The sequence below is a fragment of the Bdellovibrio bacteriovorus genome (assembly GCF_048286975.1).
Taxonomy (GTDB): Bacteria; Bdellovibrionota; Bdellovibrionia; order Bdellovibrionales; family Bdellovibrionaceae; genus Bdellovibrio; species Bdellovibrio bacteriovorus_H.
In genome coordinates this window covers 138,351-163,084 of record NZ_JBLVRT010000003.1, presented here as the reverse complement: position 1 = coordinate 163,084, position 24,734 = coordinate 138,351, and the positions used below count along the sequence as shown (strand labels likewise).

Here is a 24,734-nt window from a genome sequence, read left to right as displayed (position 1 = left end):
CACTATAATATGCGAGGGTCTCTATGAACGTGTTTTCAAAAGTCCGATTGTTTAATCTGCTATCCATTGGTCTGGTGCTGGCTCTGTATGTTTGCATCGGAACAGCTTTCCGATATCAGGCGGAACTCAATCGTGCTCACGACTCCAAATTTAACTCCATCCAGCTTGCGCAGCAATTGCGCGATGATTCTGCGGCTTTGACCCGCAATGCCCGCACCTATGTTGTGACCGGGGACACAAAGTTTGAAGATGCTTATCTAAAGATCATCGCGGTTCGAAATGGTGAAGAGGCTCGCCCAGACGGAAAAAAAGTGTCGGCTAAAACCCTGATGCAGGAGGCGGGATTCTCGGCGGAAGAATTTGCGCTGCTGGCAGAGGCCGAAAAGCGTTCCAATGACCTGGTGAAAACTGAAACTGCGGCAATGAACGCAGTAAAGGGGCTTTATGCTGACAGTTCAGGCCAGTTCACAGTGCGGAAAGAGCCTGATTTGAATCTGGCGCGTCAGTTGATGCATGATGAGTCGTACCATAAGTTCGTGGCAACCATCGGGGAGCCTATCGACAAGTTCGAAGCCGTGTTGCATGCGCGAGTGCGTGGCGCTGTTGAGCAGGCACTGTGGTATGCCAAGTTGGCGCTGGGATGCGTGGCTGTGATGATTATCGCTCTGTCAGTGACGATGTTTATGTCGTCTTTCTCATTGAAGGAAGGCATCCGTCAGCAAACGGAGTCTTTGTCTGCTGCCTATGCGCAGATACGCCGTCTGGTCAGCGACCTTACGGGATCAAGTTCGGCGCTGTCCGCGGCTTCGACGGAGTCCGCGGCTTCTTTGGAGGAAACTGTGGCCTCTTTGGAAGAGTTGACCAGTATGATCAAACTTAATGCCGACAATGCGAAGATGGCTTCGGAAATGTCCCAGGTTTCCAAAACCACGGCTGAAGAAGGGGCGCAGGAAATTGCATCCCTGATGCAGTCCATGAATGAAATCGCCAACTCTTCAAAAAAGATCGAAGAGATTGTGAATGTGATCGATGATATCGCCTTTCAGACGAACCTGCTGGCGTTGAATGCGGCAGTTGAGGCCGCCCGCGCCGGAGAACAGGGCAAGGGGTTTGCGGTGGTGGCCGAGGCGGTTCGCGCCCTGGCATTGCGCAGTGCCACTTCTGCCAAGGAGATTTCCGGATTGATTTCAGAAAGTGTGGGGCAGGTTGAAAGAGGTCAGTCTGTCGTCAAGAGCAGTCATGAAGTTCTTCATAAAATCGTGACGTCGGTGAATAAAGTGGCCAGCTTGAACAATGAAATCGCGACGGCCAGTCAGGAGCAAAGCACCGGAGTGTCGCAGATTTCCCAGGCTATGAATCAGTTGGATCAGGTTACACAAACCAACGCTTCATCTTCAGAGACCATTTCTGAAGCTGCCGGAAGCTTGAGTCATTCGACCGAGGGGTTGACGGCCACCATTAACAATCTTGAGACCCTGACGGGTCTTAAGAAAGCCGGATAGAATTTAATTTCCACACATGCCGTCAAATGAGCTCTTGCCTTTGGGGTAAGGTTTGCACACCTTGGCGGCAAAACGTGCGCCCGCAGCATGTTGGGAAACGGTCCAGTCAAAATCAGTTTCCCAGGATTTCACGGTGCGCACCGCTTTACGACAAGATTCCATCGTCAGACCATTGCCGCAGATATTCAGGCTGACTTCGGTTTTGGCAATCAACCATTGCAGGAACGGGTGTGGGCCCCACAGCTGATCGCGCGAACAAGGCAGGCTGATGCCGGCCACTTCGCCACTGACATGCCACGAGGAGTAAATACCGCTGGCAACCATATTATCCATGTACTTTTCCAGCATCGTGCGGGCACGGGCTTCAATGCGCGGTACGGAAAGATCAAACGGTGCACCCACAGTTTTTAAGAAATTACAGAAAGGATCTTTGGCAACTTTGTCGTAACCGCATTGTTTTTCTCGGCCACGTTTCAAAGTGGTTTCAATGACGGTTTCTTCAAAGGTGCGGCCCATGCCGCGCAAGGCGACCTCTTTGGTTCTTTGCAAGCTCCAGAATAGATGCGCCGGAATTTCAATTTGCTGACAAAGACGAATGCCGCGATAAAGGTGGGCCGCCATGGATTCAACCTGAATGGCCAGAAGCGGACTTAAGCCGGCTTCGATCATCTGGCAGGTCATAAAAGCGGCACCCATCACATGATAGTTTTTAGAGGCAATCTGAATGTCTTTCTTGCCCGGATACTGAATGCTTAAAACTTTTTTCTTAAGGTCATCACTGATATCAGAGGCCTTGGAAAGGCCGCCGGCCACATAGAAATCCGCATACTGAGAAGGGCAGACAGTGTTGATTTCCGAGTTCCCGTCAGTCGGGGAGTACAGCTCATCAGAAGGAATTCCGCTGTTGGTCAGTTTGATTTCAACATCCTGATTGGTGAATTCGCCCTGGTTTTTATCGTCATGTCCGCAAAGCCCAATCAGACTCATCGCCACGTTGGGATTTCCGTTGGCGTACTTCAGTGCTTTTTCATACAGCCAGCCGGGCTTTAAATCCTTGCGGTTTTTGCCAGCCACATCCCCCAAAGACGGTCGCGCATGGCGGGACTTATCACCTTCAGCAGTTTGGCGTTGTTTCGTGCTTAGTTTCAAATCGCGATAGAACAAATAGGCTTTTTCCGCAAAGCAGGCATTTTGCTCGAACTGTTGTTCAAAGAACAAAGCCACGCCGGTGTTGGCGTTGGCCACTTGATTGTCATAGGTATAAGACTTCAGGGAAAGAATGTTGTAATAGCGTTCAAGGCCGTCTTTAACGCCTGAATTGGGAAGCTTGCTGATCAGGGTCAAAGCGATCTTATTGGCAGAAGAGATGTTGTTTACATCCGTTCCCAGGTCGCTGGCTTGAGCGGTCAAAGAAAGGCCCAAAACCCCGGCAACCAAGGCTTTAGAGAACTGTTTCATTTTGAGACGGCGCGCTTGTGAGTTTCCCATATAGGAAAACACAAGCAAAACCAGCGCCTGCACGGGATAAAGCAGGGCTGATTTAAGCCCCTAAGCACTGTCGAAAGTGCCCAAAATAGTTACCGGCTACAGGGCAAAGAAGGGCTCGATTTCAGCGGGTTTTTCGTTGTTCGGGTGCATGAATGACGGCACCTCGGCATCCGGTGGAATCAGCAGGTAAACCCCAAACGGCATCTTTGCTGAAATCCAGTTGCGGGGACGGCGATAGATAAATTCAGTGCGCGTTTGCGTGTACACCAGGAATTCATTTTCCTTGGCATCATCAAAGGCCTTCCAAAGCAGGCTTTCAAAGATGTCGCCGTTGTCGGCAAACAGGAAATTCAAATATTTGAAGTTCAATCCCGCTTCAATTTTCAGACGGGAATAAGGCTTCGTCAAGGTGCGGGTCCAACCCAGCATCTTTCCGAACTTCAGGAACTGACGGAAGTTGTGTCCGCGCAAAGAATACTGCATCGGAATAAATTCCTGCATGCCTCCGGCAGACCACGGGGCCACGCAGCCCACGATATTTTCATTCTTGTCAAAAGCGATGATGAAATCTTCCAGCTTCAAACCCTTCCAGCGGTCGAGTTTTTCCATAAAGCTGGTTTCATCCCACGTCGTGGCCAGATCGCGCTGACGGGATTTTTGCGTGATATAATAAATCAATGCATCCACGTTTTGCGCGCTTCCGCGGCGCAGGCGCAGATGCGGCAGTGGGTTGGACGCCCACGGCAAACGGCCATGCACGGAAACCATGTTAAAGCGGCGGAACAGGTGATAGTTCGGCAAAGGACGCTTCATCGAGCGGGGGCGCACAAAGGCATTCAATGCCTGCACATCCGCCATGCTCATCACCGAGAACAAATACTTGTTCCCCAGAGTTTGGGAAACTTCATTCATCACCGGCAAAAAGTGCTGAGACCATTCCAAAATCGCACGGCGATTGGAAGAAATACGCAAATCCCGGCCAAAGGCGACGGTGGAAACTTTCCCATCCAGCCACACATCGCGAACCACGAAGCTGGCCATACCCTCGATTTTGTTTTCATCGGTCTTAAGCTGGTAAGTCAGGTGCTGGTCGGATTGCACGGAATAGGGCGCGAAAAAATCCTTTTCGCGATCAATGCGGATTTCAACCGGGCCGTTCAGGGGGAAGCTTTTGTAAAACTCAACAAGGGCTTTGGAGTCCTCAGGTTTTGCGATCTCTAATCTCATTAAGTTTTTTCCTAGGTTTTCTTCCAAAGAACGTCTGCGACTCCGTGTTTCATGTTGGCCCAGCGGGCTGCCACGAACAGATAGTCGCTCAGTCGATTCAGATACTGCAAAGTCATGGAATAGCGCTCGTCTTTAACCGCAATTTCGGCGGAACGACGCTCGCTGCGGCGGCACAAGGTGCGCGCCACATGCAGGTGCGCGGATGTCGGGTGACCGGCTGGCAGAATAAAGTTGCGCAGTTCCGGCAGGGTTGTGGTCAGTTCATCAATTTGCAGCTCCAGATAGCGGATTTGTTCTTCCGTAATGGGCGGCAAAAGTTTGAAGACCTCATCTTTTTCAGTCGCCAGCAGGCTTCCGATGTTGAAAAGCTCGTTTTGCACTTTTTCCAGAGAATGATTGAGTTCTGACATCTCGGGGAAGGGGGCCAAAGTCGAACGCACCACACCCAGATAGCTGTTCAGTTCGTCCACGGTCCCATAAGCCTCGACGCGTGGATTGAATTTCTCAACACAGGAACCGTCCACAAGGCGGGTGCTGCCTTTGTCGCCGGTGCGCGTATAAATTTTGGCTTTGGGAGCATTCGTCATAGATTTGACCCTTCTTGTATTTAGTGTCACGGTTAAGGTCTATCAGGTCAAGAAGTGAGAGTTTATATATGACAAGCGCAAATGAAGTTCCCTTGATTGTGACGATCCCCCATTCCGGTGAAAAAGTTCCGGATCAAACGCCTTGGCTGAAGTCATTGCCCGAGGAAGTTTTGATGTGCGACGTGGATCGCTTTGTCGACTTTCTGTATGAACCTACTTTGCACAAGCTGCACATTCCCTATGTGAAAACCGAGTGGCATCGTTATGCGGCCGATTTGAATCGGGTGCCTGAAGACGTGGACGCAACGTCCGTTATCGGCAACAGCAACCCGGCCGGCATGCACAACCGTGGCTTTCACTGGGTGATCACGACTTACAAACATCAGCTGATGAAAGAACCAATGTCGGTGGATGCGCACAACGAACTGGTGAAGCTGGTTTATGAGCCCTTCCATGCCGGCGTTCGCAAGCTGTATGCGGACTTGCACGAAAAAGGTTTCAAGAAAACTTATCACATTGATGCGCACAGCATGCCTTCTTTGGGGACCAGTGAACACCGCGATCCAGGCGAGCTGAGAGCCGATATCGTTGTCAGCGACAGCAAAGGCAAAAGCTGTGACCCGCGCTTTAAAGATTTGGTGATTGCGGCCTATGCTTCTGCCGGATTCAAAGTCGGTTACAACTGGCCGTACTTTGGCGGGCGCGTCACAGAGCAGTATGGTGATCCAAAGCGCGACCAGCATACACTGCAGGTGGAGCTAAACCGCTCGTTGTACATGGATGAGAAGACCAAAAAGCTGAAACCTGAAGAAGCGAAGAAAGTTCAGGAGAAGCTTCTGTCGGCCGTAAGTTATGTCCGCAACAATTTGATGCATATAATGTAGGGCGTCGTAAAGCCAAAAAGCGTGGTCATCAAAGCCGATCTAAACTATTGATAGCTATACCAAAATCAATAAGCTCTCAATAAGGATCGGCTTTGGATAAGACCTCTGCGCCCCAAAAATCCCTGTTTAAAAGAATCAATAAGCCTTTGGCGTCGTTGAAGCTCGCGGTTTTCATCATTGTGGCCCTGGCCGTGATTACTGCAGTGGGGACTTTTGTTGAAGCCAAGTATGATGCTTATGCCGCCAAAAAGTTGGTTTACGACACTTGGTACATGTATGCAGTCATGGGGCTTTTGGTGATCAACCTGATCGCCGTGATGGCGGATCGCTGGCCCTGGAAAAAGCGTCATGCGGCCTTTGTTCTGGCGCACATTGGGATTATCATCCTGCTGGCGGGCTCTCTTCTGACCTGGAAATGGGGTCTGGACGGTTCTATGCGTGTGGGTATTGGTGAGGCCAATAACTTCGTGCAAACCGCCGAAACCGATATCGTCGTCTACACTTCGTTTGACGGTGACCGCTACACAAAAACTCTGGAACAAGAAGTGGACTTCTTCAGGAATCCGCCGACTGTTGACAAGCCTTTCATCATTCCTGCCTATGAAGGCGAAATCAGAATTGTTGATTACAAAAAATACGTTGTTCCCTCCAAGAAGGTGATTGAAGGCGAAGTCGGAAAAACCGGGGCAGGCCTGCGTTTCCAGCTTCAGAATGACAACGTGAATGTGATCGAATGGCTGGTTCAAAAGAAACCGGGCAATCTGGTCAGCCACAATTTCGGTCCGGCACAAATCTTTATGGGCCCGGCTCCGGAAAAGCCTCGTGGCGCCAATGAAATTTTCCTGACGCCGGAAAAAGACGGTTTGAAATACGTGGTCTTCCAGAAAGACTCTGACAAACCTTTGAAGAAGGGCTTTGTTAAAGAGGGCGATGTGTTTGATCCAGGCTTTAAAATGGCCCTGAATTTCCGTGTGCTGCGTTTCCTGCCGGCGGCGCGTGAAGATTGGGATCTGCAGGATTCCAGTCGTCCCACCCCGCTGACCACTTCCGCAGTGAAGATCATCTTTGATGGTAAAGAAAACTGGGTTCTTCTGAATGACATGGTGAAGCTCTTCACCACGAATTCAGTCTACCTTCTGACCTACGGCAACCGCCGTATTGATTTGGGTTTCAATTTGAAGCTTAAAAAATTCGAAGTGGCGCGCTATCAGGGAACCATGCGGGCGGCCGCCTATGAAAGTCTGGTGGAAGTTCCGGATTTTGGCGAATATCTGATTTCGATGAATGAGCCTTTGAAATACAAAGGTTTGACCATCTATCAGGCCAGCTTCCAGGAAGAAGAAGGTCATCCAGTGGCTTCGATCTTCTCTATCAACCATGATCCGGGCCGCTTCCTGAAGTACCTGGGGTCTTTGGTTTTGTCTTTGGGTATCGTGCTTTTAATGTGGTTTAAACATCTCGATTTCAAACTCGCCCGTAAGGCGGGGACTGGGAAGAAAGAATCATGAAAAAAATATTCCTCATCATTGCTTCATTGTTGGTGACTTGCGGAGCTGTGGCCAAGCCCGGTGATCTGCTGAAATCCATGCCGGTTCAGGACGGCGGTCGTATCAAGCCTTACGACAGCTTCGCCAAGGAAATGCTGGAGATTGTTTATGGCAAAACGAAGTTCGAGGGCCGCAATGCCACCGAAATCGTTTTGACCTGGATGCTGTCCCCGCAGGCGTGGGAAGGCAAAAAAATCTTTGAAGTGCGCAACCACCAGGTTCTGCAGGCGATGAATCTTCCGAAAGATCAGCGCTATTTCAACGGCGAAGAGCTTTTTGCCAACGAACGATTCACCCTGCTTCGCCAGGAACTTCAGGCCAAGCGTGAAACCAAGGAAAAGCTGGATCCGTACTTCCAGGCTTTGCAGCGTTTGGAAAACCAGTTCTTTGTGTTCCAGGAAATTGCAGCCGGCCGTATGCTGAAGGTCGCTCCTCCTAAAGAAGGCGACACGTGGCTGGCGGTGGCGGATCTGCCAGAGCATCTACAGGCGAAATTCCTGGATGTGACCAAGGCCTTTGTGACTTATCTGGGTGTGATCGCGGAAAAAGGGGACTCTTCTGTTTCCGGCAAAGCTCTGGATGAAGCCGTGGCGGCTTTTGAGGCGGCGGCACAAACGGAAAATCCGGCTTTGTACAGTCTGGGTGGCAAAATCACGGCGGAAGTTCACTATAATTCCTTCCATCCGTTCCGCTGGGCGTATGTGTTCTATTTCCTGGCATTCCTTGTGTTGTTGCTGGTGTGGGCTTTGAGCAAAGAGTCCCTGATGACGGCGGCGTGGGTGCTGTTGGGAATCGGTTTTGCGCTGAACACTTATGGATTTGGTTTGCGCATGTACATCATGGACCGTGCGCCGGTATCCAATATGTATGAAACAGTTGTCTGGGTTGCCTGGGGAACTGTGTTGTTTGCGGCGATTTTGGAAATCATTTACAAGTACCGTTTGATTCTGGTGGCGGGGACTTTGGTGGCTGCCTTTGGTCTGGTGATCGCGGACTTTGCGCCGGCGGTTTTGGATCCGAGCTTGCAACCGCTTGAGCCGGTTTTGCGCAGCAACTACTGGCTGACGATCCACGTGATGACAATCACTATCAGTTATGCGGCCTTCTTCCTGGCGTTCGGGTTGGGTGATTTGGGATTGTTCTATTACCTGCGTGGCGAAGATAAACACCAGGCACAGATCAAGGCTATCACTACCAGTATCTATCGCGCTATGCAGATTGGTGTCGCGTTCCTGGCTCCAGGGATCATCCTTGGTGGTATCTGGGCGGATTACTCCTGGGGTCGTTTCTGGGGTTGGGACCCAAAAGAAACTTGGGCTTTGATCGCGCTGCTCGGTTATCTGGCGGTGCTGCATGCTCGATACGCAGGCATGTTGAAGCATTTCGGAATGGTAGTGACAGCGGTTATCACTTTCTCATTGGTGATCATGGCGTGGTACGGAGTGAACTTCGTACTTGGCGCGGGGCTTCATTCCTACGGCTTCGGTGCTGGTGGGGTTGAGTATGTGTCTGCTTTCGTGGCAGCGCACATGCTGTTAGTGGTTTATGTAAGTGTGATTAGACAAGGCAGAGGGAAGAAGGCGACGAAAGAGTCTTAAATTTGGTGTGCACACTTTTTGAGCGGACGGGTCCGAGTTTCTCTCTTTTTCAATATGCTTGCAAAAAGAATATGGACAACTGGACTTTTCCACCATTAAATAGGAGCAAACTAAAATTAGGACAGCATTCGTTTGTCTTTGGCCCACATCGTAATGAGTTAGCGAAGGATGATTATGCATCGGGTATTCAAAAGAACAGCGGCGGGCGCAATGGCGTTTATTGGCGCGCTCATGGTTACAACACTTCTGACAGGCTGTAAATTCCAGCCGGGTTGGGGATATAATAAAGGATACGCTCCAGAACAGCCGATTCCTTTTGATCACTCTCTACATGTGGGTACGCACAAAATGCAGTGTCAGTACTGCCACAATCAAATCGAGAGAACAAAACACGCAAACATTCCTGCGCTTTCAACGTGCATGAACTGTCACTTGCAGGTTGCCACCGACAAACCGGCAATCCAAAAGCTGCGTGAAGCTTATGATAACGGGGACTCCATTGAATGGACTCGCGTTCACATGCTTCCGGACTTCGTTCACTTCAACCACAATGCCCACATTGCCAAAGGCGTGAACTGTCAGACGTGCCACGGTCCGATTGAGACCATGAAAACCGTTCAACAGTTCTCTGATCTCTCTATGGGTTGGTGCGTGAACTGTCACCGTCAGCCAGAGAACAAAGCTCCACTTAACTGCTCAACTTGCCACTACTAAGGGTTTGGTAAAATGTCTGAACATCATGATCACGATCACGATTTAGAAATGAAAAAAGCGCTTCGCCCGAAAGTGGAGCGCGACACAAAATACTGGAACAGTCTTGAACAATGGAGCAACGATCCAGAGTTCAACAAAATTGCTTCCACTGAATTCCAGTCCTCTCCATTGCGTGAGAGTGACGATGAAGGCGGCTGGGCACGCCGTGAATTCCTGAAGCTGATGGGTGCATCCCTTGCGATGGCTTCTGCAGGTTGCATCCGTCGTCCGGTTCAGAAAATCGTTCCTTACAACAAACAGCCGGAAGAAGTGACTCTGGGTATGGCGAACTACTATACCTCTGCGTACTTCGACGGTTCTGACGCTTTGGGTGTTTTGGTTAAGACACGCGAAGGCCGTCCTATTAAAATCGAAGCAAACCCTGGTCACCCATTCAGCATCAGCGGTTTGAGCATCCGTTCCCAGGCTTCTTTGTTGTCCATGTATGACCCTGAAAGACTGAAAGGTCCTCAGCGCAACCTGTTCAACGAAAAGAAATCCAACAGCCAGGTGATCGACGTTAAGTGGGAAGACCTGGATAAAAAAGTTGTTGAGCAACTGAAAAAAGGTGACGTTGTCATCCTTTCTGGCAACGTGGCTTCTCCGGCAACCCGCGCGGTGATCGGTGATTTCGCTCAAGGTTTCAAAGCCAAGCACGTGGTTTGGGAAGCTCTTTCCAACGACGACGTTCGTGAAGGTCAAAAAGCCTCTTACGGCGACGACGTGGTCCCGGCATTCCGCTTCGATAAAGCGAAAATGATCGTTTCCATCGATGCTGACTTCCTTGGTACATGGATTTCTCCTACAGCGTTCACGAATCAGTTCGTTGAAGGCCGTAAAGACATCAAAAACATGAACCGTTTGGTGTCCTTCGATTCTAATTACTCTTTGACTGGCGCCAATGCGGACATCCGCATGAAAATCAAGCCGTCCCAGCAGCTGGATGTTGTGATGGGTCTTCTTCACGAAATCATCGTGAAGAAAGGTGCTTCCTCTCACGCTGGCAACAGCGCGGTGAAAGCGGCTTTGGCTCCATTTGCTGACGTGGCTAAAAAACTGAATGTGGAACCTGCTTTGTTCGCGAAAGTGGCGGCAGATCTTTGGGCTAATCAGGGTACTTCCCTGGTGGTTGCAGGTGGTATCACCACTCTGACTGAAAAATCCAAAGAACTTCAGGTGGCAGTGAACTTCCTGAACTCCATCCTGGGTAACGACGGTAAGACTGTTGACCACAACGGTGGAAACAAAGGTGACAAAGCTTCCAATGCTGACATGGCTGCTTTGATCAAAGACATGAAAGATGGCAAAGTGAAAACTTTGATCATCCACCGTGTGAATCCAGGCTTCGTTCTGGGCGCGGACATGGGCTTTGCTGAGGCTATCAAAAAAGTCGACCTGGTTGTTTACACAGGTGATCGTATCGACGAAACAGGCGTATTTGCTGACTACATCACTCCGGACAACCACGCGTTGGAATCCTGGAGCGATATGGAACTGGCTTCCGGCGTTTACAGCATCTGCCAGCCGTCCATCCGTCCAATGTACGACACTCGTTCCTTCCAGTTGTCTTTGATGACTTGGGCGTACCTTGCGAACATGGGTCCATCCCGTCTTCGTGACTACGAGACCTTCTATGATTACCTGCGCGTCTTCTGGAAATCTGACATCTTCCCTAAATACGGAAAAGGTCAGTCCTTCGAGGACTTCTGGCAGACGGCTCTGCAAAAAGGTTATGTAGGGGAGATCAACTCTGGATCTTCTTCTCGTTCCTTCAAAGTGGATGCATTCACATCCATCAAACCGGCAGCGGCTAAAGAAGGCTTTGAACTTGCGCTTTATTCCACTTCTCAACACGGCGACGGCTCCTTGGCGAACGTTTCCTGGTTGCATGAACTTCCAGATCCAGTGACCAAAGCAGTTTGGGACAACTATGTGATGGTTTCTTTGGCGACGGCTGAAAAGCACGGCCTGAAGCAAGCGACTGTGGTTGAACTGACTGTGGGCGGTAAAACTCTGGAACTTCCAGTGTTGATCCAGCCGGGTCTTCACGACGATGTTTTGGCAGTGGCTGTCGGCTTCGGTCGCACGCGCGCTGGTAAAGTTGGTAATGGCATCGGTCAAAACGCCTTTGCATTCGTAACGGCTAAAGACGGTAAAGTTATTGCTGCTGGTACTGCTGCGTCCTTCAAGAAAACTTCCAAGAAGTATGAAATTGCGATCACGCAAGGTCACCACACAATGGAAGGCCGTACTATCGCGGTTGAAGCGACACTGGCTGATTACAACAAAAAGAAATCCACAGGCATCCCGCACCCACACGTTTGGTCCATCTGGTCCGGTCACGAATACAGTGGTCACAAATGGGGTATGGCGGTTGATCTTCATTCCTGCACAGGCTGTTCTTCCTGCGTGATTGCATGTCAATCCGAGAACAACATTCCAGTTGTGGGTAAGAAATACGTTCTTGAAGGTCGTGAGATGCACTGGTTGCGTATCGACCGTTACTACATCGGCAATCCGGAGAACGCAGAAGCGGTCTTCCAGCCGGTGATGTGCCAACACTGTGACAATGCTCCGTGCGAAACGGTGTGTCCGGTTCTGGCGACGGTTCACTCTGACGAGGGTCTGAACGACATGGTTTACAACCGTTGCGTTGGTACTCGTTATTGCGCGAATAACTGCCCGTACAAAGTACGTCGTTTCAACTGGTTCAACTATGCGAAACTGATCGAGAAGCCAATGCACATGGCTCTGAATCCTTCTGTGGGTGTTCGTACCCGCGGGGTGATGGAGAAATGTACATTCTGCGTTCAAAGAATCCAGGATGCCAAAACAGTGGCTCGCAATGAAAAACGTCAGTTGAAAGACGGGGATGTTAAGGTTGCGTGTCAGACTGCATGTCCTGCAGGCGGTATCGTATTCGGTGACCTGAACGATCCAAACAGTGCTGTAGCCAAAATCTTCAAAACTGAAGAACGTGGTTATGCACTTCTTGAAGAGTGGCATGCGGCTCCGTCCGTTCGCTATCTTTCCAAGATCCGTAACAATGATAAAGAATCAACTGGTGATCAAAAAGGTCACGGTACTGCAAAACAAGGTGAGCACTCATGATGAAGCGTAGCCCATTAGTCCTTGGCAATAAAACTTTGAAAGATGTTACTGACGACATCTGCGCTCCGGTGGAACGCTTCCCATCCAAAGGTTGGGTGGGGATGTTCCTGGGTGCGAAGACGTTGCTTCTGTTCTATATCGGTATCCTGGCATCCGTCGTGGGTGTGGGTATCGGTCTTCTGGGTGTGAACAGCCCGGTGTTCTGGGGTACGATGATCGTTACGTTCGTATTCTGGATCGGTATCGGTCACGCCGGTACTCTGATTTCCGCGGTTCTGTTCCTGTTCCGTCAAAAGTGGAGAACTTCCGTAGCTCGTACCGCAGAGGCGATGACCGTTTTCGCGGTTATGACCGCGGGTCTGTTCCCGCTGTTGCACACCGGTCGTCCTTGGTTGGATTACTGGTTGTTCCCGTACCCGAATCAACGTGGTCCATTGTGGGTGAACTTCCGTTCTCCGCTTCTTTGGGACGTTTTCGCGGTATCCACTTACGCGACAGTTTCCATGGTGTTCTGGTACATCGGTTTGGTTCCTGACTTTGCAACTATCAAAGACCGTGCGAAAAACAAACTTCGCCGTACTGTTTACGGTGCGTTGTCTTTGGGTTGGAGAGGTACTGCGAAGAACTGGTCTCACTACGAAATGGTTTACTTGCTTCTGGCAGGTCTTTCCACTCCGCTGGTTTTGTCCGTTCACACGATCGTATCCTTCGACTTCGCGGTTTCTAACTTGCCGGGTTGGCACACCACGATCTTCCCTCCATACTTCGTTGCCGGTGCGATCTTCTCCGGTTTCGCGATGGTTGTGACTCTGATGACGTTGGTTCGTATTGGATTCCCTGAATTCAAGAACTACGTAACATTGGATCATATGGAAGTGATGAATAAGATCATCATGACCACAGGTATGCTGGTTGGTTACGCTTACGCATCTGAGTTCTTCATTGCATGGTACTCTGGCAACCAATACGAGCGCTTCGTGTTCATCAACCGTGCGTTCGGTCCTTACGGCTGGTCTTACTGGATCATGGTTTCTTGTAATACCATCTTCCCTCAGTTGTTCTGGTTCCGCAGATTCCGTCGTTCCATCCCGGTGATGTTCGTAGTGTCCATCCTGGTGAACATCGGTATGTGGTTCGAGCGTTTCGTGATCACTGTGACTTCTTTGCACAGAGACTTCCTGCCTTCTTCCTGGGGCATGTATGCTTGGTCTTGGTTCGATACCGGGGTTCTGGTTGGATCCTTCGGTATGTTCCTGACACTGTTCTTGTTGTATTTGCGTCTGTTCCCTGCGGTTTCTATCGCGGAAGTGAAGCCCGTATTGCATGTGGGTTACGATGATAAAGGAGGGCACCACTAATGGCGGCTAAATATACTAAAGGTATTGCTGGTATCTGGTTGGAAGAGCACCAAATTCTGAAAGCGACCCGCAAAGTGCGTGAGTCCGGTTTCACGAAGTTTGAAGCGATCTCTGCTTATCCTATTCACGGAATGGAAGAAGCAGCGGGCATCAAACGCTCCTGGATTCCTTACGTGGCATTCACAATGGGTCTGGCTGGTTTGGCTGGTGGTCTTGCATTGACTTACTGGACATCTGCTGTGAACTGGGCGGTGAACGTGGGTGGTAAGCCGTTCTTCAGCTTGCCTGCGTTTGTACCTATCATGTTCGAATTGACGATTTTGTTGTCGGCGCTTTCTTCAGTAGGGGCTTTGTTCTATGCCTGCGGTATTCCGCGCATGGATCCACCGGTGATCGATCCGGATCTAAGCTGCCACAAGTTCGCTATCTTTATCCCGCACAATGACAACGGTTACGACGAAGCTAAAATTGAATCTATGTTCAAAGAGCTTGGCGCAACTGAAGTGAAGAAGACGGAGTACTAGTAAGATGAGAAACATCGTGAATATTTCAATGGGTGTTGCAGCAGCGGGATTGGCTGTTCTGGCGTTGTCCAGCTGCGGTCCTCGTGGCAACAAGCCGAATGTGGAAATTATCCAGGATATGATGGTGACTCCGGCAGTCAAGGCTCAGTCCTACGATGCGGATGCTCCTCATCACCGTGGCATGCGTGTTCCTCCAGAAGGGACAGCGCCGGTTGGTTTTGAACCGTACCAATATGCCACCGACGTGGAAGCCGCTTCCAAGAATCTGAAAAATCCACTGGCTGGCAAAATGGACGAAGAGACTTTGATCGTAGGTCAGAAATTCTACGAAACAAACTGCGCTCTTTGCCATGGTTACAAAGGTGAAGGCGGTGAGGCTGCGAAGTCCACCATCTCCGCAAAAATGGCTTTGAAACCACCTTCTTTGCTGACTGATAAAGTCAAAGGCTGGACTGATGGTCACATGTATCACGTGATCACAGTGGGCCAGGGTGTGATGGGTCCTTATGCTTCCCACATTCCTCAGCAATACCGCTGGCAGGTTGTTAACTATATTCGCTTCCTAGAGAAGCAAGAAGCTAAGTAGGTTGTAAAATGGGCGCAAGCAATCATCATGTAAATCTGCATGTATCGAAATTTGAAGCTCCAGCGAAATTGAAAACGCTGAGCTTCGCCCTGATCGCAATTGGTCTTTTGACTTTCGTGATCGGTCTTATGAAAAATCAGGACAGATTGTGGACTTCCTACCTGGTGTCCTATTTCTACTTCTCTTGCCTGGCATTGAGTGGTTTGTTCTGGATCGTTATCAACAACGTGGCTAAAGCCGGCTGGTCTGTATCCATCCGTCGTTATGCTGAAGCAACAACGTCCTTCCTGCCGGCGATTCTGATCGGTGGTTTGGTTCTGTTGGTTGGTTTCAAACACCTTTACCCTTGGGCGAACCCAGAGGTGGTGGCTGAAAATCCGGTGATCGCAGCGAAAACCGGCTACCTGAACATGGGTGGCTTCGTGATTCGTCTGTTCATCTTTGCGGTGGGTTGCATGATCTTCCGTCATGTGATCGTGGGCAACTCTTTGAAACAGGACAAGTCCGGTGACGAGTCTTTGACTACGAAGTCCGTGGCTCCATCTGTTGGTTTCATCGTGTTCTACGCTTTGATGTTCTCTTTGTTCTGCGTGGATCTGTTGATGTCCTTGCTGCCAACCTGGTATTCCACCATCTTTGGTATCTATGGCTTCTCTGGTATGTTCCAGGCGGGCATGGCATTCCTGGCGATCGTTATCGTTTTGATGAGACGCTCTGGTTTGGTTAAGGGTTATGTGACTGAAGAGCATCAGCACGACGTGGTGAAATACCTTAAAGGATTCTCCATCTTCTGGGCTTACATTGCGTTCTCTCAGTTCATGTTGATCTGGTACGCTAACATCCCTGAGGAAACTGAGTACTACATCGCGCGCGCTCAAGGCGGCTGGATGAGCATCTCAATGGCTCTTCTGATCTTCCGTTTCGTGGTTCCGTTCCTGGCGCTTTTGCCTCGTGGAATGAAACGCAACGACAGCAACGTGTTGTTGATCTCTGTATTGGTATTGGTAATGCAATACGTGGACATTTATTGGATGGTTTACCCGAACTTCTTCGACGGTCACGTGACCTTCGGATTCTGGGAAATCGGCATCTTCGCTGGTTTCGCGGGTGCGTTCCTTCTGACAATCATGTCCTTCTGGTCTAAGCACTCTTTGGTTCCGTTGAAAGACCCAAGAATGCACGAAGCGCTGAACCACCACGTTGCTTACTAAGTAGCACGTGGTCGGCTGACGGAGTGGGGGCCTTGGCCCTCAAAACGCTCAGACAGTCCTCGCACAAAGGGAGCCTATCTTGGCTCCCTTTTTTTATTCTTTTTACTCTTCTGATTACTACGGCAGTTTTTTTCAGGTGCTGCGGAACTCGGTTTTGAGGGCCAAGGCCCCCACTCCGCCAGCCTCCTGGCTCTTATTCGGCACCGGGTGTTTCATCGCCGCCTCGAAGACGTTTGGCTGTTTCGCCTTTGGCGAAAGGCGCCCGGCCCGAATAGCTACAGCGTGCTGGCGCCGCTGGTCGCCCGTTGGCGGAGGGAGGGGTATCTTTAAAAGGTTTAAAAGGTGCCTGGTGATTTTTTACGTCTACGGTGTGTCATTGGTGGGGTTCTGGACCTGTATTTTGGCCTTATTTGGCGTCTTTAGTTGTTTCTGTTTTCCATTGGCACATCCTTGGGCTGTGTGGAGGACGTATGAGAAACTTGCTCTCTGTGCTTGTGATCTTGTTGCTCTTAACGACGGTGGATTCGCTGGCGGTGCCGGTGAATGTTGCCGACAAAACTCAGCAGTTGGTGGATCAGTTTTATGCTGCCAAAGACCTTTGGGTCTCTATCTTGGGGAATCCTCCAAGGCCTTTGCCGCCTGAGGAATATCCGCCGGATTCTCCTAACAACCCTGGCAATCCGCCACCGAACCGGCCTCCGAATTGTCCTCCGGACGGTGGTGGTGGAGGGGGAGGTTTTCCCGGGCGTTGTGTAGAGGCTGTGTGCAAGCAGCTTAGCCGCTTTGAATGTGACGACAAGGACGATATGTATGAAGTCACCCGGGCTTGTCGCAATGTCAGTGGGCCTTGTGTGACCAGCTTGTGCAGTCGCATGTCGCGTTTTTCCTGTGATGAAAAGGTCGAGGTCTTTGAGGTGGTGGGGTTGTGCAGGGGGTTGGTGGATATTTCCTGCATCGACTATGTGTGCTCGCGGCTGTCGCGCTTTGACTGTGACGAGATGTCAGAGTTGAGGCAGGTCGCCCAGCAGTGCAGGTAAGTGCTGTTTTGAAGGATTTAAATGACAAAACGACCGATTTCAGGCCGGTCGTTTTGTTTTTTAGGGGTTTACGCTGAAGGGTTACTTTTTCATTGTGTCTGAAGCATCCTTTGCGGCATCGACGGCGGCATCTTTGCCTTCCTCCATGTGATTGCCGGCTTTTCTTGCGGCACACTTCATATCACCTTCCATGCATGTGGCTTCCTCAATTCGATTCATGCCTTGCTTGGCTGTTCTTTTGGCTTTGCGGGCGGCTTTTTTGGTTCCGACTTCGGCGTCTTTATAGACTTCCTTGGTCTTGTCGCCAGCTTTTTCCATTTTTGTTGCGGCCTTGTCGGTCATGCTTTCTTCGGCAGTTGCCAGGGACGTCATAGCCAGAAATGCCACGCTTGCCAAAAAAACTGATTTCATTGAGGTCTCCTTGAATAGATTGTTGAATTTCATGAGTATTGTTCAAAGATAGTTATTTGTATTTTAATTCAGGTAAATCAGTAATTTAACAATGTTGTTTAAAGCATTCTATACGACTGTCCACGTGCTATACGGTGATCTCAAATATAGACGCGTTTGATCCGCGGGCTTCCGTTTTGCAATGAAGTCCTTCATGCCCAATGAGCGTTTTAAGGACCTTATTTATCTCAGTTCGAGCCAGCATTTGCCTTTGTATCTGCAAAGACTGCGGGGCGTGCGCTGGTATCGGTCGCGAAGTGCGGCTGAACTTAAGGAAACACTTCAATCTTCAAAAGGGGATCTTCACGTGATCATTCGCACCGAAAACCTCAGTCTGCGCGCGGTTCAGGCCTTCTTGAGCTGGAGTCATTCCCAGGTAAAGGCGTCGTTTATTTTTATCGCTCAACATATTGAAAACTCTGTACATCAACTTATTCTGAATCGCCCGGACATCCTTGTTCTGAGGGAGTCTGAGCGCGAAAGAATAGAACAGCTTGTGACGCGTCGCCTAAATGGCGAGAGCTTAAAAAGCCGCAAACAGGATCGCATGGCGGTCAGTTCTCCGGTGATGTTAAAGAAGTCCGTAATGGCGGAAAGTTCGCCGACCGGGGCCTGGGTTCAGTTTCTGCGTGAAGGCCACATGGTGGACTTTTCCCAAGGCGGGGCACAGATCTCCCTGGGACAGGAACAGGTCCAGAAAAAGGACTTCATAAGTTTGATGTACAAGAACCAGCATGGCGTCTGGGTGTCTGTGGAATCTCAGGTCCGCTGGGTCGCCTGTTCGCCTGAGGGTGAGCAGATTATTGGTGTGCAATTTCTTGCGGTGAGTGCTTGACCCCTTGAGGGTGGGGGATTACTACTAATGTGATGCAAATGCATAATTATTCATCACATTTTCAAACTAGTACGGCGCTTTCCGCGACGACCCTTTCTGACTCCGGCCAGGCCGGAGTGCAAGCACGCTAATGTCACAAATTACAATTATTTTGCCGGATAACTCTACGAAGGTTTTTGACCATGAACCGACAGCGCTGGAAGTGGCGATGTCCATTGGCCCTCGCTTGGCCAAAGAAACTCTGGGTGCAAAACTGAACGGATCAACTGAAATCTCTGATCTTCGCACCGTTTTGAAAGATCAAACGAAGGTGGCTCTGGTCACCACAAAATCTCCTGAATCAGTTGAGGTTGTTCGTCACTCCTGCGCGCATATCATGGCTCAGGCGATTCAGGACATCTGGCCTGAAGTGAAAGTGACTATCGGTCCGGTGATCGACAATGGTTTCTATTACGATTTTGATTCTCCGTTTGCCTTCACGGAAGAGCACTTCGAGAAAATCGAAAAGAAGATGTCTGAGATCGTATCCAAGGATCTGCCAATTCATCGTGAAGACTGGCCGATTCAAAAAGCGATCGAGACCTTCAAGGGCATGAACGAACGCTTTAAAGTTGAGTTGATCGAGGACCTGGCTAAAAAAGGCGAGACCACTGTTGGCATCTACTTTAACGGCACCAGCTGGTTTGATCTGTGCCGCGGTCCTCATATCCAGTCCACAGGCCAGATCAAAGCGTTCAAACTTTTGAGCGTGGCGGGGGCTTACTGGAGAGGCGACGAGAAAAACGCCCAGCTTCAGCGCGTGTACGCGACAGCCTTCAACGACAAGAAAGATCTGGAAACATATCTTCACAACATCGAAGAAGCCAAAAAACGCGATCACCGTAAACTGGGTAAAGAACTGGGCATGTTCTATTTCAACGAACTGGCTCCGGGTTCTCCGTTCTTCACGGGTAAGGGTGCGACGGTTTACAACTCTTTGCAGACTTATCTGCGTGAGCTGTATTTCGAAACAGGGTATCAGGAAGTGATCACGCCGCAGATCTTCGACGTGAACCTGTTCCATACTTCCGGTCACTATCAGAACTACAAAGAAAACATGTTCTTCACCAAAGTGGATGAGCGTGATTTTGCTTCCAAACCAATGAACTGTCCTTCTCACTGTTTGCTTTATAACTCTGAGAAGTATTCTTACCGTGATCTGCCTATCAAAATGGCGGACTTTGGTCGTTTGCACCGTTATGAAAAATCGGGTGCCATGCACGGTTTGACCCGTGTTCGTACGTTCTGTCAGGACGACGCGCACATCTTCTGCCGCATGGATCAGTTGCAGGAGGAAATCGCCAAGTTCATGAACCTGCTGAATCGTGTTTACGACAAGCTGGGCATGGGCAATTACAAGATCTTCCTTTCCACTCGTCCGGACAACCGTATGGGCAGTGAGGAATACTGGGATATGGCAGAGGGCGCCTTGGCGGAAGCCTTGAAATCCCTGAATTTGCCATTTGAGCTGAATCCAGGGGACGGGGCCTTCTATGGACCTAAGTTGGATATCATGTTCGTCGATGCATTGAATCGTCCTTGGCAGTTGGGTACACTTCAAGTGGATCCAAATCTTCCGCAGGCGTTTGATTTGAAATACACGGGCGAGGACAACAAGGAGCACCGTCCAGTGATGCTTCACCGTGCGATCCTGGGCTCTTTGGAGCGCTTTATCGGCGTTTACCTGGAGCACACGGCAGGTCACCTGCCACCGTGGATGATGCCAGTGCAAGTGGCGATCCTGAACGTGACGGACCGTGTGAACTCGTTCTGCGAAGAGTTGCAAAACTCTTTGAAAGGACACAGCGTTCGCGTTGAGTTTGACCGCCGTAACGAGAAGTTGAATTATAAAATCCGTGAGGCGCAGCTGCAAAAAATCCCATACATGATTATTGTGGGGGATAAAGAGGCTGAATCCAGAACGGTTTCATTGCGTTTGAGAGACGGTTCAGAACACAAAGGTCTGACTGTGGATCAGGTGATGAATTTGATTACGACAGATATTAAAACAAGAAGTTTGCAGAGCTCTCTTGCGAAGTCTGCAACGACAAACTAGACGGCGCACTTAAGCGACGCTAGAATTTAACTTAAATTACTCCGGCGAAGCCGGAGTGTAAGCCAGTGGAGGTTTACCATTAGCAAGTTTGAAGGTAATTTTAGAGGTGGCGGTCGCTTTGATCGCAACAAAAAAGACTCTAAAGACTCATTGAGAGTCAACCGCGAGATTCGCGCGCAACAGATCCGTGTTATCGATGATGAAGGTAACATGCTGGGCGTGATGACAGTTCCTGAGGCGTTACGCATTGCTGAAGATAGAGGCCTCGATCTTCTTGAGATTGCTCCAACAGCAACTCCTCCCACTTGTAAAATCATGGATTACGGCAAGTGGAAGTACGAGAATAAGAAAAAAGCCACTGCGGCCCGTAAAAAACAGACTGTTGTGACAATCAAAGAAATCCAGATGCGTCCTCGCACGGATCAGCATGACTTTGAAACCAAGATGAACCACGCCCGCCGCTTCCTTCTGGAAGGCGACAAGGTGAAAGTTTCCTTGCGTTTCATGGGTCGTGAAATGGCCCACCAGGAATTGGGTATGGACGTGATGAAAAAGTGCATCGCTTTCGTTGATGATCTGGCACTGGTTGAATCTCAGCCGAAGATGGAAGGTAAGAACATGTTCCTGATGCTGGGTCCAGACCCGCTCAAGATCAAAGAATACCAGAAACTTCACCCGAACAAGTCCAAGCAAGACACCAAAGAACTTGCTGAACTTGAAGAAGTCGAAGAAGACGACGAAGAGTAAAAGGTACCTGCTTACTTTTTCCGAAGCGCTGCATCGAACCAGTAAGCTGATACAATTTGTTCAATCAAACCCACGTTGAAGAATGTGGGTTTTGTTTTTTTAGAATCTGATTTATCAGGAGCCCCTATGAAAGCCGTAGTGCAAAGAGTTCAGAATGCCTCCGTTGTTGTGGATGGAAAGTTGGTTTCCTCCATCGATAAAGGCTATTTGACGTTGTTGGGGGTTGCCAAGGGCGACAGTGAAGAACAACTGCAAAAGCTGATGACCAAGATCCTTGCTTTAAGAATATTCCCGGATGAAACCGGCAAGATGAACCTGTCCCTGAAAGACGTGGGCGGGCAGCACCTGATCGTGTCGCAGTTCACTTTGCTGGGGGATGCCTCCAAAGGCAATCGTCCCAGCTTCATCGCAGCAGAACTTCCGGATCGCGCCAAAGAACTTTATGAAAAGGCTCTGGTGCTCAGCGAATCTCAAGGCGTAAAAACCCAAGGCGGTATATTCGGGGCCGACATGAAGGTCAGTTTGCTGAATGACGGCCCGGTGACGTTGCTGCTGGAAGTATAGTTTATTTCATGCTGCCTGTGTCCTGCAGCTTCTGATGCCAGGACAGGGCTTTGCTCAGCACGTGAGGGGTCTGACCGCCACGAGCCAGGGCTTCTTGATAGTACTCATTCAAAGCATCCCGGAACTCGGGATGACAGCAGTTTTGGATGATGACCTTGGCGCGCTCACGCGGCGCCAGTCCACGCAAATCCGCCAATCCCTGATCTGTGACAAGAATGTCGACGTCGTGTTCGTTGCTGTCCACGTGCGATGCCATCGGCACCACGTGTGAAATGGTGTTGTTCTTGGAAGCCGCCTGAGTCACAAAAATACTCATGTAAGAGTTTCGGGCAAAGTCCCCGGAACCACCAATCCCATTCATCATTTTTGATCCGGCAATATGGGTCGAGTTGACGTTGCCATAGATATCAAATTCGATGGCGGTGTTGATTGCGATCAGCCCCAGACGGCGGATGACTTCAGCCGCGTTACTGATGTTCTGTGGTCTGAGCAGAATTTTGCCACGGTACTTTTCCAGATTGGCAAAAAACTTTTCATAGCAGCTTTGCGAAACCGCCAAAGAGCAGGCTGACGCAAAAGTCATTTTGCCAGAATCAATCAGTTCAAAGGTGCTGTCTTGCAGGACTTCCGAATACATCGTCAGGTTTTCGAACTGCCCATGAACAAAGCCGCTTAAAACGGCATTGGCCACTTTGCCGATGCCGGCCTGAAGCGGGTGCAGGGACGGAGTCATGCGGCCCATTTTGATTTCGTGATTGAAGAAATCCATGAGGTGACCGGCAATGGCGCTGGTTTTTGTGTCGGGTGCGACCAGTTCTGCCGGGCTGTCTTTAGCATCAGAAAAGACAATGGCGATCACTTTTTCATGATCCATTGGCATGGTGTCAGTGCCGATGATCGATCCGGCATCCGTCACCGGAATGATCGAGCGGTGCGGGGAAAGACCGGTATAGAAAATGTCGTGGAAGCCACGAATTTCAAGTGGGATCGTGACGTTGACTTCCAGAATGATGTGTTTGGCGTGCTGGGCATAGGCCAGATTGTTGCCAACGGAAGTTGTGGGCAGGACGTGACCATTTTCCAGAACCTGCGCCACCTCCAGCACCGCGATATCCACCGGAGGCAAAAAGCCGTTCGCCAGCAGGTCAGCAGTTTCACCCAAGTGCTGATCGACGAACATAACCTCGCCGGAGTTAATGCTGTTTCTGAGAATGGGATCGGCCTGAAAAGGCAGTCGGCGCGAAAGCGCTTTGGCTTCGGCCAGGCGGCCGTCAATGCCGTGGCCCAGGGAAGCTCCGGTCATCAGTGTGATTTTCAGTGGATCTGTAGAGGCCCGCTGTGCCAGAGCTTTCAGTACGACTTTGCTGTCGCCACCTTTGGTGAAGCCGCTGGCGCCGACGACCATTCCATCTTTGATGAAGGCGGCCGCCTCTTGGGCGGTCATGATTTTTTTGCTTAGTTCGCCGTGTTTAACTCTTTCAGGGTGCATAGTATCACTCACTTCCAACATCATCTCTTAAAGTACAACGTTGGAAGAGGAGAGACTAAAAATCAAGGGCTCCGATGAATTGACACTCAGTGCTTTTCTTATCTCCGCCATTGGGTGGAGAGCCAGCGCCAAACTTCAATTCGTCTTTCACCAATATCAAAATGGTTCCCATCGAATTCAATATAATCGTGAGTGATGCTATTTTTTTTGAACAGCTCAGAAATCTGCCGACATCCATACTGCAGATGGAAGTTGTCTTTGTTGCCGACATCCAGATAGACCGCAGTGTTTTTCAAAGCACCCAAGCGCTGCGGCAAAAAGTGCAGCGGATCTTTTTCCAGAATCGTTTTCCACACGGCAGAGTTTTTTGTGCCGTCTTTTTCTAGCGGAAAGTGGAAGTCGCCATGCTCGCCCTTCGGTGCATAACAAGCCGCCATGCCGAAAGCATTTAAAAGTGTGTGCCAGTTGCGCATCTTTGTCAGTCTGCCATTGCGCAGTTCTTCCAGGGCTTTCAGTCCTGACTGATACTTTTCCCACAGAGGGGCCGTCTGGTAGAATTCTGAAAGCAGGCTGGCTTCAAAGAAAGAGTCCGGAGCAATCGCTGCAATCACGCCGAAGGTGTCAGGATATTTTGATCCCAGGTGAAGCGCTCCATAACCGCCGCTGGATCCACCAGTCACACACCAGTCTGACTTTTGGTCAGAAACTGTGAAGTGCTTTTTCACGGCCGGGATCAGCTCCTGCATAATATAATCTTCGTAATTTCCCACCGCGCTGGAATTGATGAACTGGGACCCTCCCCAGGTGGTCAGGGCATCGACAAAGACATAGAGCGCCTGCGGAGCTTCACCACGGGCCGCAGCTTCATTGATGATTTGCACCGGGTTCTTTTCGTTGAATTTGCCATTGAAGTTAAAAGGGGCGTTGCTGGTAAAGCCGCTTAAAATCACCACCACTGGCCACGGACCTGGCACATGTGGGACCAGCACCGGGTTGAAGCGGGTGGCTGGATCCTGCAGCGGGTTTGATCTCAGAATCGAGCTTTCGATTTTTAAAGTCTCGATTTTGAATTGTGGGGTTTCATAGGAACGGTAATTGGGCAGAACTTCATGGTTAATCATGTATGAAATTCTGCCACGTT

21 protein-coding genes are annotated in these 24,734 nt (G+C 50.0%); 15 read left to right on the top strand and 6 right to left on the bottom strand.

The window, feature by feature from the left end:
• Window positions 1-23: 23 nt before the first annotated feature.
• On the top strand, window positions 24-1,502 hold the full coding sequence (locus ACNQKP_RS11515; protein ID WP_417864852.1) for a methyl-accepting chemotaxis protein: 1,479 nt from the start codon (window positions 24-26) through the stop codon (window positions 1,500-1,502).
• A gap of 3 nt (window positions 1,503-1,505) precedes the next feature.
• Here the strand turns inward: ACNQKP_RS11515 and ACNQKP_RS11510 are convergent, their stop codons facing one another.
• The 3 genes from ACNQKP_RS11510 to ACNQKP_RS11500 form a co-directional block, all read right to left on the bottom strand.
• On the bottom strand, window positions 1,506-2,960 hold the full coding sequence (locus tag ACNQKP_RS11510; protein WP_374028235.1) for a hypothetical protein: 1,455 nt from the start codon (window positions 2,958-2,960) through the stop codon (window positions 1,506-1,508).
• Between the two features lie 126 nt (window positions 2,961-3,086).
• Window positions 3,087-4,217, bottom strand: a complete 1,131-nt coding sequence (locus ACNQKP_RS11505; RefSeq protein WP_417864851.1) for a hypothetical protein — start codon at window positions 4,215-4,217, stop codon at window positions 3,087-3,089.
• Between the two features lie 11 nt (window positions 4,218-4,228).
• The gene (locus tag ACNQKP_RS11500) at window positions 4,229-4,804 is read right to left on the bottom strand and encodes a cob(I)yrinic acid a,c-diamide adenosyltransferase (protein WP_038448910.1); all 576 of its coding nucleotides are present in this window, start codon (window positions 4,802-4,804) and stop codon (window positions 4,229-4,231) included.
• A gap of 68 nt (window positions 4,805-4,872) precedes the next feature.
• Between ACNQKP_RS11500 and ACNQKP_RS11495 the strand changes: the two genes are divergently transcribed.
• The 10 genes from ACNQKP_RS11495 to ACNQKP_RS11450 all read left to right on the top strand — a co-directional run bounded on the left by ACNQKP_RS11495 (window position 4,873) and on the right by ACNQKP_RS11450 (window position 17,413).
• Window positions 4,873-5,688: an N-formylglutamate amidohydrolase gene (locus ACNQKP_RS11495; protein WP_417864850.1), complete on the top strand. Its 816-nt coding sequence runs from the start codon at window positions 4,873-4,875 to the stop codon at window positions 5,686-5,688.
• Between the two features lie 92 nt (window positions 5,689-5,780).
• Window positions 5,781-7,196 (top strand): cytochrome c biogenesis protein ResB, encoded by a 1,416-nt coding sequence (locus ACNQKP_RS11490; RefSeq protein ID WP_417864849.1) that lies wholly within the window; start codon window positions 5,781-5,783, stop codon window positions 7,194-7,196.
• Window positions 7,193-8,833: a cytochrome c biogenesis protein gene (locus ACNQKP_RS11485; RefSeq protein ID WP_417864848.1), complete on the top strand. Its 1,641-nt coding sequence runs from the start codon at window positions 7,193-7,195 to the stop codon at window positions 8,831-8,833. Before ACNQKP_RS11490 ends, ACNQKP_RS11485 begins: the two co-directional genes overlap by 4 nt.
• Window positions 8,834-9,064: 231 nt before the next feature.
• Window positions 9,065-9,547, top strand: a complete 483-nt coding sequence (locus tag ACNQKP_RS11480) for a cytochrome c3 family protein (RefSeq protein ID WP_048349851.1) — start codon at window positions 9,065-9,067, stop codon at window positions 9,545-9,547.
• Window positions 9,548-9,559: 12 nt separating this feature from the next.
• Complete coding sequence (locus ACNQKP_RS11475) at window positions 9,560-12,697, top strand: TAT-variant-translocated molybdopterin oxidoreductase (protein ID WP_417864847.1); 3,138 nt, start codon at window positions 9,560-9,562, stop codon at window positions 12,695-12,697.
• Complete coding sequence (nrfD, locus tag ACNQKP_RS11470) at window positions 12,694-14,055, top strand: NrfD/PsrC family molybdoenzyme membrane anchor subunit (RefSeq protein WP_011164088.1); 1,362 nt, start codon at window positions 12,694-12,696, stop codon at window positions 14,053-14,055. The genes ACNQKP_RS11475 and nrfD overlap by 4 nt, the downstream gene beginning before the upstream one ends.
• On the top strand, window positions 14,055-14,579 hold the full coding sequence (locus ACNQKP_RS11465) for a DUF3341 domain-containing protein (protein ID WP_417864846.1): 525 nt from the start codon (window positions 14,055-14,057) through the stop codon (window positions 14,577-14,579). The genes nrfD and ACNQKP_RS11465 overlap by 1 nt, the downstream gene beginning before the upstream one ends.
• Window positions 14,580-14,583: 4 nt before the next feature.
• On the top strand, window positions 14,584-15,165 hold the full coding sequence (locus ACNQKP_RS11460) for a c-type cytochrome (protein WP_015090752.1): 582 nt from the start codon (window positions 14,584-14,586) through the stop codon (window positions 15,163-15,165).
• 8 nt (window positions 15,166-15,173) lie between these two features.
• Window positions 15,174-16,376 carry a hypothetical protein gene (locus tag ACNQKP_RS11455; RefSeq protein WP_015090753.1) on the top strand — a complete coding sequence of 401 codons (1,203 nt, stop codon included), beginning with the start codon at window positions 15,174-15,176 and terminating at the stop codon, window positions 16,374-16,376.
• Window positions 16,377-16,846: 470 nt separating this feature from the next.
• Complete coding sequence (locus ACNQKP_RS11450; protein ID WP_417864845.1) at window positions 16,847-17,413, top strand: hypothetical protein; 567 nt, start codon at window positions 16,847-16,849, stop codon at window positions 17,411-17,413.
• An 81-nt stretch (window positions 17,414-17,494) separates the two neighbouring features.
• On the opposite strand, the gene ACNQKP_RS11445 is transcribed toward ACNQKP_RS11450, so the two are convergent.
• On the bottom strand, window positions 17,495-17,824 hold the full coding sequence (locus ACNQKP_RS11445; RefSeq protein ID WP_417864844.1) for a hypothetical protein: 330 nt from the start codon (window positions 17,822-17,824) through the stop codon (window positions 17,495-17,497).
• A 181-nt stretch (window positions 17,825-18,005) separates the two neighbouring features.
• Between ACNQKP_RS11445 and ACNQKP_RS11440 the strand changes: the two genes are divergently transcribed.
• The 4 genes from ACNQKP_RS11440 (at window position 18,006) to dtd (ending at window position 22,104) form a co-directional block, all read left to right on the top strand.
• Window positions 18,006-18,698 (top strand): PilZ domain-containing protein, encoded by a 693-nt coding sequence (locus ACNQKP_RS11440; RefSeq protein WP_417864843.1) that lies wholly within the window; start codon window positions 18,006-18,008, stop codon window positions 18,696-18,698.
• A gap of 130 nt (window positions 18,699-18,828) precedes the next feature.
• Window positions 18,829-20,793: a threonine--tRNA ligase gene (gene thrS / locus ACNQKP_RS11435; RefSeq protein WP_041583513.1), complete on the top strand. Its 1,965-nt coding sequence runs from the start codon at window positions 18,829-18,831 to the stop codon at window positions 20,791-20,793.
• Window positions 20,794-20,943: 150 nt separating this feature from the next.
• Window positions 20,944-21,540, top strand: a complete 597-nt coding sequence (gene infC, locus ACNQKP_RS11430) for a translation initiation factor IF-3 (protein WP_038448920.1) — start codon at window positions 20,944-20,946, stop codon at window positions 21,538-21,540.
• A gap of 126 nt (window positions 21,541-21,666) precedes the next feature.
• Complete coding sequence (gene dtd / locus ACNQKP_RS11425) at window positions 21,667-22,104, top strand: D-aminoacyl-tRNA deacylase (protein WP_417864842.1); 438 nt, start codon at window positions 21,667-21,669, stop codon at window positions 22,102-22,104.
• Window position 22,105: 1 nt separating this feature from the next.
• On the opposite strand, the gene ACNQKP_RS11420 is transcribed toward dtd, so the two are convergent.
• Window positions 22,106-23,593: an acetyl-CoA hydrolase/transferase family protein gene (locus ACNQKP_RS11420; protein ID WP_417865070.1), complete on the bottom strand. Its 1,488-nt coding sequence runs from the start codon at window positions 23,591-23,593 to the stop codon at window positions 22,106-22,108.
• Window positions 23,594-23,691: 98 nt separating this feature from the next.
• Window positions 23,692-24,714, bottom strand: coding sequence for an alpha/beta hydrolase (locus ACNQKP_RS11415; RefSeq protein WP_038448925.1), 1,023 nt, complete (start codon window positions 24,712-24,714; stop codon window positions 23,692-23,694).
• Window positions 24,715-24,734: the final 20 nt, after the last annotated feature.

Bases quoted from the DNA above. Each gene is read 5' to 3' on its own strand.
- ACNQKP_RS11475 (WP_417864847.1), top strand. From the start codon at position 9,560: ATGTCTGAACATCATGATCACGATCACGATTTAGAAATGAAAAAAGCG.
- ACNQKP_RS11515 (WP_417864852.1), top strand. From the start codon at position 24: ATGAACGTGTTTTCAAAAGTCCGATTGTTTAATCTGCTATCCATTGGT.
- ACNQKP_RS11495 (WP_417864850.1), top strand. From the start codon at position 4,873: ATGACAAGCGCAAATGAAGTTCCCTTGATTGTGACGATCCCCCATTCC.
- ACNQKP_RS11460 (WP_015090752.1), top strand. From the start codon at position 14,584: ATGAGAAACATCGTGAATATTTCAATGGGTGTTGCAGCAGCGGGATTG.
- dtd (WP_417864842.1), top strand. From the start codon at position 21,667: ATGAAAGCCGTAGTGCAAAGAGTTCAGAATGCCTCCGTTGTTGTGGAT.
- ACNQKP_RS11480 (WP_048349851.1), top strand. From the start codon at position 9,065: ATGGTTACAACACTTCTGACAGGCTGTAAATTCCAGCCGGGTTGGGGA.
- ACNQKP_RS11510 (WP_374028235.1), bottom strand. From the start codon at position 2,960: ATGAAACAGTTCTCTAAAGCCTTGGTTGCCGGGGTTTTGGGCCTTTCT.
- nrfD (WP_011164088.1), top strand. From the start codon at position 12,694: ATGATGAAGCGTAGCCCATTAGTCCTTGGCAATAAAACTTTGAAAGAT.
- thrS (WP_041583513.1), top strand. From the start codon at position 18,829: ATGTCACAAATTACAATTATTTTGCCGGATAACTCTACGAAGGTTTTT.
- ACNQKP_RS11465 (WP_417864846.1), top strand. From the start codon at position 14,055: ATGGCGGCTAAATATACTAAAGGTATTGCTGGTATCTGGTTGGAAGAG.
- ACNQKP_RS11445 (WP_417864844.1), bottom strand. From the start codon at position 17,824: ATGAAATCAGTTTTTTTGGCAAGCGTGGCATTTCTGGCTATGACGTCC.
- ACNQKP_RS11505 (WP_417864851.1), bottom strand. From the start codon at position 4,217: ATGAGATTAGAGATCGCAAAACCTGAGGACTCCAAAGCCCTTGTTGAG.
- ACNQKP_RS11440 (WP_417864843.1), top strand. From the start codon at position 18,006: ATGAAGTCCTTCATGCCCAATGAGCGTTTTAAGGACCTTATTTATCTC.
- ACNQKP_RS11500 (WP_038448910.1), bottom strand. From the start codon at position 4,804: ATGACGAATGCTCCCAAAGCCAAAATTTATACGCGCACCGGCGACAAA.
- ACNQKP_RS11485 (WP_417864848.1), top strand. From the start codon at position 7,193: ATGAAAAAAATATTCCTCATCATTGCTTCATTGTTGGTGACTTGCGGA.
- ACNQKP_RS11455 (WP_015090753.1), top strand. From the start codon at position 15,174: ATGGGCGCAAGCAATCATCATGTAAATCTGCATGTATCGAAATTTGAA.
- ACNQKP_RS11420 (WP_417865070.1), bottom strand. From the start codon at position 23,593: ATGCACCCTGAAAGAGTTAAACACGGCGAACTAAGCAAAAAAATCATG.
- ACNQKP_RS11450 (WP_417864845.1), top strand. From the start codon at position 16,847: ATGAGAAACTTGCTCTCTGTGCTTGTGATCTTGTTGCTCTTAACGACG.
- ACNQKP_RS11415 (WP_038448925.1), bottom strand. From the start codon at position 24,714: ATGATTAACCATGAAGTTCTGCCCAATTACCGTTCCTATGAAACCCCA.